General features: G+C 59.1%; 7 protein-coding genes, 2 tRNA genes and 3 rRNA genes. 8 read left to right on the top strand and 4 right to left on the bottom strand.

Annotated features, from left to right (window positions below; translation table 11 throughout):
* Positions 1–208 precede the first annotated feature (208 nt).
* Together apaG and mltA are read left to right on the top strand one after the other, a co-directional pair.
* Positions 209–583, top strand: a complete 375-nt coding sequence (gene apaG / locus AC1Z32_RS11490; RefSeq protein WP_062610650.1) for a Co2+/Mg2+ efflux protein ApaG — start codon at positions 209–211, stop codon at positions 581–583.
* Positions 584–680: 97 nt separating this feature from the next.
* Complete coding sequence (gene mltA, locus AC1Z32_RS11485) at positions 681–1,922, top strand: murein transglycosylase A (RefSeq protein ID WP_483478831.1); 1,242 nt, start codon at positions 681–683, stop codon at positions 1,920–1,922.
* A 70-nt stretch (positions 1,923–1,992) separates the two neighbouring features.
* On the opposite strand, the gene paaK is transcribed toward mltA, so the two are convergent.
* The 4 genes from paaK to paaN form a co-directional block, all read right to left on the bottom strand.
* Entirely contained in the window at positions 1,993–3,297 is a 1,305-nt protein-coding gene (gene paaK, locus AC1Z32_RS11480) for a phenylacetate--CoA ligase PaaK (RefSeq protein WP_483478830.1), read from the bottom strand.
* A gap of 69 nt (positions 3,298–3,366) precedes the next feature.
* Positions 3,367–3,753 carry a hydroxyphenylacetyl-CoA thioesterase PaaI gene (paaI, locus tag AC1Z32_RS11475; RefSeq protein WP_483481609.1) on the bottom strand — a complete coding sequence of 129 codons (387 nt, stop codon included), beginning with the start codon at positions 3,751–3,753 and terminating at the stop codon, positions 3,367–3,369.
* Positions 3,754–3,817: 64 nt separating this feature from the next.
* Positions 3,818–4,609 carry a 2-(1,2-epoxy-1,2-dihydrophenyl)acetyl-CoA isomerase PaaG gene (paaG, locus tag AC1Z32_RS11470; protein ID WP_483478829.1) on the bottom strand — a complete coding sequence of 264 codons (792 nt, stop codon included), beginning with the start codon at positions 4,607–4,609 and terminating at the stop codon, positions 3,818–3,820.
* Between the two features lie 159 nt (positions 4,610–4,768).
* Positions 4,769–6,478 (bottom strand): phenylacetic acid degradation protein PaaN, encoded by a 1,710-nt coding sequence (paaN, locus tag AC1Z32_RS11465; RefSeq protein WP_483478828.1) that lies wholly within the window; start codon positions 6,476–6,478, stop codon positions 4,769–4,771.
* 139 nt (positions 6,479–6,617) lie between these two features.
* Between paaN and AC1Z32_RS11460 the strand changes: the two genes are divergently transcribed.
* The 6 genes from AC1Z32_RS11460 to rrf all read left to right on the top strand — a co-directional run bounded on the left by AC1Z32_RS11460 (position 6,618) and on the right by rrf (position 13,115).
* The gene (locus tag AC1Z32_RS11460; RefSeq protein ID WP_483478827.1) at positions 6,618–7,394 is read left to right on the top strand and encodes an enoyl-CoA hydratase; all 777 of its coding nucleotides are present in this window, start codon (positions 6,618–6,620) and stop codon (positions 7,392–7,394) included.
* Positions 7,395–7,863: 469 nt separating this feature from the next.
* A 16S ribosomal RNA gene (locus tag AC1Z32_RS11455) occupies positions 7,864–9,395 on the top strand.
* A 62-nt stretch (positions 9,396–9,457) separates the two neighbouring features.
* Positions 9,458–9,534, top strand: a tRNA-Ile gene (locus AC1Z32_RS11450).
* A 45-nt stretch (positions 9,535–9,579) separates the two neighbouring features.
* Positions 9,580–9,655 (top strand) — tRNA-Ala (locus AC1Z32_RS11445).
* A gap of 287 nt (positions 9,656–9,942) precedes the next feature.
* Positions 9,943–12,829: ribosomal RNA gene (locus tag AC1Z32_RS11440) — 23S ribosomal RNA — on the top strand.
* Positions 12,830–13,001: 172 nt separating this feature from the next.
* Positions 13,002–13,115: ribosomal RNA gene (rrf, locus tag AC1Z32_RS11435) — 5S ribosomal RNA — on the top strand.
* The 16S, 23S and 5S rRNA genes sit together here with 2 tRNA genes alongside, the layout of an rRNA operon.
* Positions 13,116–13,171: the final 56 nt, after the last annotated feature.

Genomic DNA, 13,171 nt, shown 5'->3' with positions numbered 1-13,171 from the left:
GTAGCGGCCTAAAGCGGTGATTCTAACCCGCGTTTTCCATCGAGTCCTTCGTCCAAATGGCCAATGGATGCCGCGCGGCTGTGGCGCGGGGGCGCCAATCGTGTTGCGGGCTGGGCGCGCATCAAGCAGAATGCCAGACCAATAGCGGCGCGCCCGCGCGTGCGTATCCGGCGGCGCAGCGGCCAATCGAATCGGAATTGGAATGACGATGAGCCAGTACGAATTCAGCGTTTCCGTGGAGACGCGGTATCTCCCGGAACAGTCCGACCCGGACAGCCGACAGTACGCATTCGCCTATACGCTGACCATCCGCAACACCGGCCAGGTCGCGGCTCAGTTGATCGCGCGGCACTGGATCATTACTGACAGCAACAATCACGTGCAGGAAGTGAAGGGGCTCGGCGTGGTCGGGCACCAGCCGCTTCTGCCTCCGGGCGAACAGTTCGAATACACGAGCTGGGCCGTGATCGCGACGCCGGTCGGCACCATGCGCGGCGAGTATTTCTGCGTGGCCGAAGATGGCGAGCGTTTCGAGGCGCCCGTAGCGGAATTCGCGTTGCATATGCCGCGCACGCTCCATTGAGCAGGAACTGGCGGCACGCGGCGCGTATCAGGGCCGTTTCGCGGGATCGTTCGAGCGGTTCTGGTTCTTCTTCTTGCCCGATGCCGTCCACACGACGATGAAAATCAGCAAGGCGAGCGCCACGAGCGACTCGAGCGCAAATATAAGCATTGGATATTCGTCGAACAGATCAGACATGGCGGTTCCCATCAAGAACGAGCATTGTATGCGTTTCGTGCGGCCGGCCGCACGAGCAGCGGCCTGGGCCGCATCGATTGCAACCGCTGTCCTGCTCGCCTCGTGCGGAGGCGGCAATTACGTGAAGCCGGGGGCGTCCACGGCGACCGGCACGCCGATCATCACCGGGCAGCGCGCCGCGTCGCGCCTGACGGCGGTCAGCTGGCAGCAGGTGCCGGGCTGGCAGGACGATTCGCTCATCGGCGCGACGGCGGCGCTGCGCCAGAACTGCAGCCGGCTCGCGCGGCAGGCCAACTGGCAGAAGGCGTGCACGGCGGCGCAGCGGCTCGACGACCTCGACATGTCGGCGGCGCGCAGCTTCTTCGAAACCTATTTCACGCCGTTCCAGCTGGCCAATACGGACGGCACGCTCGACGGTCTCGTCACCGGCTACTACGAGCCGCTTCTGCGCGGCTCGCGCACGCGCCACGGGCCGTATCAGTACGCGCTGTATCGCTGGCCGTATCGCTACAAGGCGGGTTCAGCGTTGCCCCCGCGCGCTCAGCTCGAACGTTCGGGCGTCTTGAACGGCAACGAACTCGTATGGGTCGACGATCCGATCGAGGCGTTCTTCCTGCAGGTGCAAGGTTCGGGACGCGTCACGATGGAAGACGGCAGTGTGATGCGTGTCGGCTTTGGCGGGACGAATAATCAGCCGTATCGGTCCATCGGCAGGGAATTGCTGGATCGCGGCGAGCTCACGCCTGCACAGGCCACGATGCAAGGCATCAAGGCATGGGCGAAGGCGAACCCGGCGCGCGTCGATGCGCTGCTCGACGTCAACCCGCGCTTCGTGTTCTTCCGCGAGATGCCGGCGAACGATGCGGTGATCGCGAGCCTCGGTGACGGCCCGGTCGGCGCGCTGGGCGTGCCGCTGACGCCCGAACGTTCGATCGCCGTCGATCCATCGGCGATTCCTCTCGGCACACCCGTCTTCCTGCAGACGACGCGCCCGCTTAGCAACCAGCCGATGAACCGCCTCGTGTTCGCGCAGGACACCGGCACGGCGATCAAGGGCGGCGTGCGCGCGGACTACTTCTGGGGGCTCGGCGACGATGCGGGCGACCTGGCAGGGCGCATGAAGCAGGGCGGCAGGATGTGGCTGCTGCTGCCGAATTCCTGATTTTCCGGGATCTTCTCGCAGAGCAGAAAAAGCTCGCGGCCGATGAATGCGGCCCGCGAGCTTTTCTACTTCAGGGCTTCATGTTGCGCCGATCGATCACGCGTCGCGCCTTGCCGACCGAGCGTTCGATGCCGTTCACATCGAGTATGTTCACGATTGCGCTCACGCCGATCAGCGCCTTGATGTCATAAGCGAGCGCTGCCTTCGCGCTTTCCAGCGCGGCGCCATCGGTCGCCGACTCCGGGCACGGTTCGACGTTCAGCGTCAGGACGTCGAGCGGTCCTTCCTTCGTCAGCACGATCTGATAGTGCGGGGCGAGCACGGGGCGCTTCAACAGCAGTTCTTCGATCTGCGTCGGGAAAACGTTGACGCCGCGCACGATCATCATGTCGTCGGAGCGGCCGGTGATCTTCTCCATGCGCCGCATCGTGCGGGCGGTTCCGGGGAGAAGACGCGTCAGATCGCGCGTGCGATAGCGGATGATCGGCAGCGCTTCCTTTGTGAGCGAGGTGAACACGAGCTCACCGAATTCGCCATCGGGCATGACTTCTCCCGTCTCGGGATCGATGATCTCGGGATAGAAGTGGTCTTCCCAGATCGTCGGGCCGTCCTTGGTCTCCGCGCATTCCGATGCGACTCCCGGCCCCATTACTTCCGAGAGCCCGTAGATGTCGACCGCGTCGATCCCCATGCGCACCTCGATGGCGCGGCGCATGTCGTTCGTCCACGGCTCCGCGCCAAAAATGCCGATGCGCAGCGAACAGCTCGCCGGATCGACGCCTTGTCGCTCGAGCTCGTCGGCGATCGACAGCATGTAGCTCGGCGTGACCATGATGATGTCAGGCCGGAAGTCCTGAATCAGTTGCACCTGCTTCTCGGTCTGGCCGCCGCCGAAGGGAATGACCGTGAGTCCCGCGCGCTCCGCGCCGTAGTGGGCGCCGAGCCCGCCGGTGAAGAGTCCGTAGCCGTAGCTCACGTGGACCTTGTCGCCGCGCCGCGCGCCGGCCGCGCGGATCGAGCGCGCGACGAGGTTCGCCCAGTTGTCGATATCCTGCGCCGTATAACCGACGACCGTGGGCTTTCCCGTCGTGCCCGACGACGCGTGGATGCGCGAGACGCGCTCCTGAGGCACGGCGAACATGCCGAACGGGTAGTTGTCGCGCAGATCCTTCTTGGTCGTGAACGGGAAGCGCGCGAGATCGGCAAGCGACTTGACTTCGTCCGGATGGACGCCGGCTTCGTCGAACTTGCGCCGATACACGGGCGAGTTCTCGTAGGCGTGTTTGAGCGACCATTTGAGGCGCTCGAGCTGCAGAGCCGCGAGTTCATCGCGGCTTGCCTTCTCGATTGGTTCGAGCGGCAGCGGTGTGGTCATTGCTGTCTCCTTGATGCTGATGTGCGGCGCGGCTTTTTCATGCCGCGTCCGTTACATATGCGCGTTCCGTCACGCGGGGATCACGGTGCCCCTGATCTGTGCGGACTTGCCGCGGAACATCGCGACCGGCTCGCCCTCGCGATTCGTCAGGCGAATATCATAGATGCCGGTTCGGCCGCTCAACGTCTGCTCGATCGCCTCCGCGGTCAATCGGTCGCCGCCTTGCACCGGGCGCAGGAACTCGATCGAGCAGCCCGCCGCGACCGTGCTGATGTTGTACGAGTTGCAGGCGAAAGCGAACGCGGAGTCTGCCAGCGTGAACATCAGGCCGCCGTGGCAGATCGCATGGCCGTTGAGGAAATCAGGGCGCACGTCCATTTGCAGCCGCGCGTAACCCGGCCGCACTTCGATCAACTCGATGCCGAGCGCGCGCGAGCACGCGTCCGCTTCATACATGGCCTTGGCGGTAGCTTCCGCCAGTTGTTGTGGCGTCACAGGTCTCTCCAGAGTGATTCGGTTTTTACAGACCTTCGAAGCGCGGCGCGCGCTTTTCCTTGAACGCGGCAACACCCTCGATATAGTCGTGCGACGCGCCCAACTCGCGCTGCAGATCGCGTTCGAGATCGAGTTGCTGGTCGAACGTCTTGTTGGCGCTCGCGCGGATCGCCTGTTTGATCGCGACGACCGCACGTGCCGGCTGCTGCGCCAGTTGCGCGGCAAGTTGCGCGGCGGCCTGCTGCAACTCGCTGTCCTCGACGACGCGCCATACGATTCCCCAGGCCTCCGCCTTCTCCGCACCGAGTTTCTCGCCGGTCAGCGCGAGGCCAAGTGCGCGCGCTTCACCGACGCGGCGTGGCAAAAGCCATGTGCCGCCCGAATCCGGCACGAGCCCGATCTTCACGAACGCCTGAATGAAGCTCGCCGAACGCGCCGCGATGACGAGATCGCACGCCATCGCCAGGTTCGCCCCGGCGCCTGCCGCCGTCCCGTTCACAGCGGCGATCACCGGCAGCCGCATGGCCTGAAGCCTGCGCACGAGCGGATTGAAGTATTCATCGATCAGACTGCCGAGATCCGACATTGAACCGGGCGTGAAGTCCAGGTCCGCCAGATCCTGACCCGCGCAAAATCCGCGGCCGGCGCCGGTTATGACCAGCGCGCGCGCGTTGCCCGCCTCGATCTCGGTGAGCGCCTGGTTCAACTCGCGATGCATCTCGCGCGTAAAGCTGTTCAGCTTGTCAGGACGATTGAGCGTCAACGTCGCGACGCGCGTCTCGCCGTCGACGCGGAACAACACGGACTTCTCTGTCATTGCTTCTCCTCTGTCGCCGAATTCGGCCGCGACGGCTGGTGTCGGCCTGCTTTCCTTACATTCCGATACTAGTCGCGCGCCCGGCTGCTTTCCATTAGGCCGAATGGCATAAGCCGTTTGCACGGCGATTCGGCCCCGCACCTTTTTGTGTCGATTGGCTTATGCCGTTTGGCCGGCTTCCGCGGGCGCGGCCTTCGGTGCAACATGGACCCGGCTCTGGACCACACGGAAGCGGTTCGCTACGAAAGCGGCATCGGAGAGCGCAGCATTGGCGGCCGGATTCGCGCCCGTGCCGTGGAAGTCCGAGAACGCAGCCGTCTGATTGACGAATACGCCGCCCGTGAGGTTGATCGAGAGCGCGACGCCGCCTCGAATGGCTGCTTCGTGCGCGGCTTCGATCACCTTGTCGTCGGTGCTGTAGACCGAGAGCGTCAGAGCCCCGTGCTTGTTTGCGATCGAGCCGGCGAGTTCGAGCGATTGCTCAGTCGAATCGGTCGCGACGATGAACGAGATCGGGCCGAACCATTCCTTGGTGAATTTGGCTTCATCGGTGCGCGCATCGAGCTTGAGCATGAGGGGGCTCTGCACGCGAGCGCCAGGAAATGCCGGGTGGGCGAGGGACTGGCTGTCGACCAGTACTTCGCCGAGTTTGCGCGCTTCGGCGACGCGTTCCACGACAGCCTCGTTCTGGATCGCGCCCGTGAGTTCGACGGCGCGTGCCGGATCGGACGCCAGCTTCTGGACGGCGCCCGCGAGCGCTTTCGCGACGTCGTCGAAGCTCAGTTGACCTTCGGCGGTGCGAATGCCGTCGCGCGGAACGTAGAGGTTCTGCGGCGCCGTGCACATCTGGCCGGAATACAGGGCCAGCGAAAAGGCGATGTTGCGCGCGGCGGCCTTCATGTCGTCCACGGAATCGATGACGATCTGATTCACGCCCGCCTTTTCGGTGTAGACCTGCGCCTGATGCGCATTGCGTTCGAGCCAGGTGCCGTTTTGCGTGCTTCCGGTGAAGTCGATCAGCTTGATTTCCGGGCGCACGGCCAGGTCCTGGACCAGCGCGCCGTCATTGGGTTCGGTGGCGAGCAGGGTGACGACGTTCGGGTCGAAACCAGCTTCGCGGAGCACTTCGCGCGCGATGCGCACTGTGATCGCGAGCGGCAGGATCGCGCCGGGGTGCGGCTTCACGATCACGGCGTTGCCCGTTGCGAGATCGGCGAACATGCCGGGATAGCCATTCCACGTCGGGAACGTGCAGCAGCCGAGCACGAGTCCCGTGCCACGCGGAACGATGGAGAAGCGTTTTTGCATCGCAAGCGGCGGATTTTTACCCTGCGGCTTTTCCCAGTGGGCTTCGGCGGGAATGCGGCGCAGTTGATCCCATGCGTAAACCACGGCTTCGAGTGCGCGGTCCTGCGCGTGCGGGCCGCCCGCCTGGAAGGCCATCATGAAGGCCTGGCCGGTCGTATGCATCACGCTGTAGCCGATTTCGAAGCTCGCGCGATTCAGCCGCGCCAGGATCTCGAGGCTCACCCCGACCCACGCCTGCGGCCCGGCGGCGCGCCATCCGGCCTGCGCATCGGCGGCGGCCCGGATGAGCGCGTCGGGATCGGCCTTCGGATAGCGGATGTCCAGCGCGATGCCGAACGGCGAGCGTTCCTTGCCGACGGTTTCGCCGGTGGTCGGCTGATCTAGTTCGAACGTCTTGCCGAGATGTGCCTTGAACGCGGCCTCGCCGTCGGCATTGGCCGTTTCCCCGTACACTTTGGGACTCGGCATTTCGACAAACGGGCTCCAGTAGCCGCGCGTTTCGATGGCTGCGAGCGCTTTGTCGAGCGTCGCTTCGTGCTTCGTGAATAGCGGATGTGTCATGGTCGCGAGAAGAGAACGAAAGGAAAGTGCCGGGCCGAATAATTAACCGACCGGTTGGTTGGTGATGGTAGCATTATCGAGATGCTGTGACGACGTCTTTTCATTAGGGCTTACCTGAGGATAGGAAAGGGAGGAGTGGATGGCTTACGAGAATTTGCTGGTGGAAACGCGCGGTCGGGTCGGACTTATCACGCTGAACCGTCCGAAGGCGCTCAACGCGCTGAACGACGCGTTGATGGATGAGCTGGGCGTCGCGCTCAAGGCTTTCGACGCCGACGAGAACATCGGCGCGATCGTGCTGACCGGCAGCGAAAAGGCGTTCGCCGCGGGGGCGGACATCGGCATGATGGCCAGCTACTCTTATATGGATGTCTACAAGGGCGACTACATCACGCGCAACTGGGAGACGATTCGGACGATTCGCAAGCCGATCATCGCGGCGGTGGGCGGCTTTGCCCTCGGCGGCGGTTGTGAACTCGCGATGATGTGCGACATCGTCATCGCCGCCGATACGGCCAAATTCGGTCAACCGGAGATCAAGCTCGGCGTGATCCCAGGCGCGGGCGGCACTCAGCGCTTGCCGCGCGCAGTTTCGAAGGCCAAGGCGATGGATATGTGCCTGACCGCGCGCATGATGGATGCGGCCGAGGCCGAGCGCGCTGGACTGGTGTCGCGCGTCGTCGGAGCGGAGCGTCTTCTCGATGAGGCCATCGAGGCGGCGACGATCATCGCCGGCTTTTCCTTGCCGGCTGTCATGATGGCCAAAGAGGCGGTCAACCGTGCGTACGAAACGACGCTCGCGGAAGGCGTGCATTTCGAGAGACGCCTGTTCCATTCACTGTTCGCCACGGAGGATCAGAAGGAGGGAATGGCGGCGTTCGTCGAGAAGCGCAAGCCAGTCTTCAAACATCGGTGATCTTTATTCGAGAAAGCGCTTGCGGTTCGCGATCTCACTGACTAGAATTCCGTTCCTTCGCGATTCGATGAACGCGAAGGAAGCGGGAAAGATAGTTTCGGCATGTGCTTGGAGAAGGTTGTAGAAGGCTCCTGGCGCGCTCGACAAGAAACGAAGGCTTCAAATTCTTGTTGACAGATCTGGAAACGTTCTTCATAATCTCGTTTCTCTGCTGCTGATAACGCAGCGACGCAAGACGGCAGGTAGTCAAGCCCTTGCGATGTGCTCTTTAAAAACTAACAGCCGATAAGTGTGGGCGCTTGATGGCGAGTGCGGTTTCAGTCTTTCGGGGCTGAGGCGATAGCAAAAGTAATCAAGAGTCTCACACGAAGTATCAGAGGAAGGTTTTTCTGTCTTTTGACAGATTAATCATCGTCAGTACGTTGAGTGAGCGACCGGGTTCATGGAACCCGAAAACAGTAACAGGTTTGAACTGAAGAGTTTGATCCTGGCTCAGATTGAACGCTGGCGGCATGCCTTACACATGCAAGTCGAACGGCAGCACGGGGGCAACCCTGGTGGCGAGTGGCGAACGGGTGAGTAATACATCGGAACGTGTCCTGTAGTGGGGGATAGCCCGGCGAAAGCCGGATTAATACCGCATACGACCTAAGGGAGAAAGCGGGGGATCTTCGGACCTCGCGCTATAGGGGCGGCCGATGGCAGATTAGCTAGTTGGTGGGGTAAAGGCCTACCAAGGCGACGATCTGTAGCTGGTCTGAGAGGACGACCAGCCACACTGGGACTGAGACACGGCCCAGACTCCTACGGGAGGCAGCAGTGGGGAATTTTGGACAATGGGGGCAACCCTGATCCAGCAATGCCGCGTGTGTGAAGAAGGCCTTCGGGTTGTAAAGCACTTTTGTCCGGAAAGAAAACTTCGCCGCTAATATCGGTGGAGGATGACGGTACCGGAAGAATAAGCACCGGCTAACTACGTGCCAGCAGCCGCGGTAATACGTAGGGTGCGAGCGTTAATCGGAATTACTGGGCGTAAAGCGTGCGCAGGCGGTCTGTTAAGACCGATGTGAAATCCCCGGGCTTAACCTGGGAACTGCATTGGTGACTGGCAGGCTTTGAGTATGGCAGAGGGGGGTAGAATTCCACGTGTAGCAGTGAAATGCGTAGAGATGTGGAGGAATACCGATGGCGAAGGCAGCCCCCTGGGCCAATACTGACGCTCATGCACGAAAGCGTGGGGAGCAAACAGGATTAGATACCCTGGTAGTCCACGCCCTAAACGATGTCAACTAGTTGTTGGGGATTCATTTCCTTAGTAACGTAGCTAACGCGTGAAGTTGACCGCCTGGGGAGTACGGTCGCAAGATTAAAACTCAAAGGAATTGACGGGGACCCGCACAAGCGGTGGATGATGTGGATTAATTCGATGCAACGCGAAAAACCTTACCTACCCTTGACATGGCCGGAAGTCTGCTGAGAGGTGGACGTGCTCGAAAGAGAACCGGCGCACAGGTGCTGCATGGCTGTCGTCAGCTCGTGTCGTGAGATGTTGGGTTAAGTCCCGCAACGAGCGCAACCCTTGTCCTTAGTTGCTACGCAAGAGCACTCTAAGGAGACTGCCGGTGACAAACCGGAGGAAGGTGGGGATGACGTCAAGTCCTCATGGCCCTTATGGGTAGGGCTTCACACGTCATACAATGGTCGGAACAGAGGGTTGCCAAGCCGCGAGGTGGAGCCAATCCCAGAAAACCGATCGTAGTCCGGATCGCAGTCTGCAACTCGACTGCGTGAAGCTGGAATCGCTAGTAATCGCGGATCAGCATGCCGCGGTGAATACGTTCCCGGGTCTTGTACACACCGCCCGTCACACCATGGGAGTGGGTTTCACCAGAAGTAGGTAGCCTAACCGCAAGGAGGGCGCTTACCACGGTGGGATTCATGACTGGGGTGAAGTCGTAACAAGGTAGCCGTATCGGAAGGTGCGGCTGGATCACCTCCTTTCTCGAGCTTCGCACGACACTATCAAGTGCTCACGCTTATCGGCTGTGGTTAAGACAGGCTAAGGGTCTGTAGCTCAGTCGGTTAGAGCACCGTCTTGATAAGGCGGGGGTCGTTGGTTCGAATCCAACCAGACCCACCACCCGGGGCGTGCTGATGAGAGACGGAGTCGAAGTCAGGCATACACGGGGGATTAGCTCAGCTGGGAGAGCACCTGCTTTGCAAGCAGGGGGTCGTCGGTTCGATCCCGTCATCCTCCACCAATCCTCAATGCACAGTGTTCAAATCATTGAATCCTGTGCATTGGCGATTGAAGCCAGTTGATGCTGTAGGTATAGAAGTGCACCTATCGGCTAAACGTTCTTTAACAATCTGGAAGAAGTAGTAAAGAGAATCGCGAAAGCGCTTAGAGATGGGCGTGATTAACGATTCAGGGTAGTGATTGTATCAAGTATGAAAAGTGATCTTAATGATGACTTGGAATACGGCACAACGCGAATACTCAGCCTATGACGTGGTGAAGACGCGCAAGCAGACACACTCGTTATAGGGTCAAGCGAACAAGTGCATGTGGTGGATGCCTTGGCGATCACAGGCGATGAAGGACGCGGTAGCCTGCGAAAAGTTGTGGGGAGCTGGCAAACGAGCTTTGATCCACAAATGTCCGAATGGGGAAACCCACTCCTAATGGAGTATCCATAGCTGAATACATAGGCTATGTGAAGCGAACGCGGTGAACTGAAACATCTAAGTAACCGCAGGAACAGAAATCAACCGAGATTCCCAAAGTAGTGGCGAGCGAAATGGGAGCAGCCTGTACTCTTTATTTGTATTGTTAGCTGAACGCTCTGGAAAGTGCGGCCATAGCAGGTGATAGCCCTGTAAGCGAAAACAGTATGAAAGAACTAGGGGTACGACAAGTAGGGCGGGACACGTGAAATCCTGTCTGAAGATGGGGGGACCATCCTCCAAGGCTAAATACTCGTGATCGACCGATAGTGAACCAGTACCGTGAGGGAAAGGCGAAAAGAACCCCGGGAGGGGAGTGAAATAGATCCTGAAACCGCATGCATACAAACAGTCGGAGCCTCGTAAGGGGTGACGGCGTACCTTTTGTATAATGGGTCAGCGACTTACGTTCAGTAGCGAGCTTAACTGATTAAGGCAGGCGTAGCGAAAGCGAGTCCGAATAGGGCGATCAGTTGCTGGGCGTAGACCCGAAACCAAGTGATCTATCCATGGCCAGGTTGAAGGTGCGGTAACACGTACTGGAGGACCGAACCCACTAACGTTGAAAAGTTAGGGGATGAGCTGTGGATAGGGGTGAAAGGCTAAACAAACTTGGAAATAGCTGGTTCTCTCCGAAAACTATTTAGGTAGTGCCTCGTGTATCACCTTCGGGGGTAGAGCACTGTCATGGTTGTGGGGTCCATTGCGGATTACTACGCCATAGCAAACTCCGAATACCGAAGAGTGCAATCACGGGAGACAGACATCGGGTGCTAACGTCCGGTGTCAAGAGGGAAACAACCCAGACCGCCAGCTAAGGTCCCAAAGATTGGCTAAGTGGGAAACGAAGTGGGAAGGCTAAAACAGTCAGGAGGTTGGCTTAGAAGCAGCCACCCTTTAAAGAAAGCGTAATAGCTCACTGATCGAGTCGTCCTGCGCGGAAGATGTAACGGGGCTCAAGCCAGTCACCGAAGCTGCGGATACACGTTGAAAGATACGTGTGTGGTAGGAGAGCGTTCCGTAAGCCTGCGAAGGTGTGTCGAAAGGCATGCTGGAGGTATCGGAAGTGCGAATGCTGACATGAGTAGCGATAAAGGGGGTGAAAAGCCCCCTCGCCGTAAGCCCAAGGTTTCCTACGCAACGTTCATCGGCGTAGGGTGAGTCGGCCCCTAAGGCGAGGCAGAAATGCGTAGCTGATGGGAAGCAGGTCAATATTCCTGCACCATTGTTAGATGCGATGGGGGGACGGATCGCGGAAGGTTGTCCGGGTGTTGGACGTCCCGGTCGCTGCATTGGAGAAGGTGCTTAGGCAAATCCGGGCACGTAATTCAAGGGTGTGGCGCGAGCTTCTTCGGAAGCGAAGCAATTGGAAGTGGTTCCAAGAAAAGCCTCTAAGCTTCAGTCTAATAATGACCGTACCGCAAACCGACACAGGTGGGCGAGATGAGTATTCTAAGGCGCTTGAGAGAACTCGGGAGAAGGAACTCGGCAAATTGGTACCGTAACTTCGGGATAAGGTACGCCCTTGTAGCTTGACTGGCCTGCGCCAGGAGGGTGAAAGGGTTGCAATAAACTGGTGGCTGCGACTGTTTAATAAAAACACAGCACTCTGCAAACACGAAAGTGGACGTATAGGGTGTGACGCCTGCCCGGTGCCGGAAGATTAAATGATGGGGTGCAAGCTCTTGATTGAAGTCCCGGTAAACGGCGGCCGTAACTATAACGGTCCTAAGGTAGCGAAATTCCTTGTCGGGTAAGTTCCGACCTGCACGAATGGCGTAACGATGGCCACACTGTCTCCTCCCGAGACTCAGCGAAGTTGAAGTGTTTGTGATGATGCAATCTCCCCGCGGCTAGACGGAAAGACCCCATGAACCTTTACTGTAGCTTTGCATTGGACTTTGAACCGATCTGTGTAGGATAGGTGGGAGGCTATGAAGCCAGGACGCTAGTCTTGGTGGAGCCGTCCTTGAAATACCACCCTGGTTTGTTTGAGGTTCTAACCTTGGCCCGTGATCCGGGTCGGGGACAGTGCATGGTAGGCAGTTTGACTGGGGCGGTCTCCTCCCAAAGTGTAACGGAGGAGTACGAAGGTACGCTAGGTACGGTCGGAAATCGTGCTGATAGTGCAATGGCATAAGCGTGCTTAACTGCGAGACCGACAAGTCGAGCAGGTGCGAAAGCAGGTCATAGTGATCCGGTGGTTCTGTATGGAAGGGCCATCGCTCAACGGATAAAAGGTACTCTGGGGATAACAGGCTGATACCGCCCAAGAGTTCATATCGACGGCGGTGTTTGGCACCTCGATGTCGGCTCATCTCATCCTGGGGCTGTAGCCGGTCCCAAGGGTATGGCTGTTCGCCATTTAAAGAGGTACGTGAGCTGGGTTTAAAACGTCGTGAGACAGTTTGGTCCCTATCTGCCGTGGGCGTTGGATATTTGAAGGGGGCTGCTCCTAGTACGAGAGGACCGGAGTGGACGAACCTCTGGTGTACCGGTTGTGACGCCAGTCGCATCGCCGGGTAGCTATGTTCGGAAGAGATAACCGCTGAAAGCATCTAAGCGGGAAACTCGCCTTAAGATGAGATATCCCCGGGGCTTCGAGCCCCTTGAAGGGTCGTTCCAGACCAGGACGTTGATAGGTCAGGTGTGTAAGTGCAGTAATGCATTGAGCTAACTGATACTAATTGCCCGTAAGGCTTGATCCTATAACCAGTGTGTTTGCGTCAGTCTCAAGTTAGCGCTTTAGCGCTGACTGGGACAAGTCCCCGTAGGGGAACGCTGGTTGAGTGACGCCTGTGCCCGCAGTCACTGCCCAAACACTTCTACTTCTTCCCAGATTGGCTGTAGCGCGAACCCGCGACACAGCAACAAGTCATGCCTGATGACCATAGCGAGTCGGTACCACCCCTTCCCATCCCGAACAGGACCGTGAAACGACTCCACGCCGATGATAGTGCGGATCACCCGTGTGAAAGTAGGTAATCGTCAGGCTCCTCATGCTGAAACAAAAACCCCACCCCATAAAGGTGGGGTTTTTGCGTTTGGGG

This window comes from Caballeronia sp. 11_S32 (assembly GCF_056930355.1).
The sequence above is the reverse complement of the archived record's forward strand: the minus strand, read 5'-3'. Positions and strand labels throughout refer to the sequence as shown.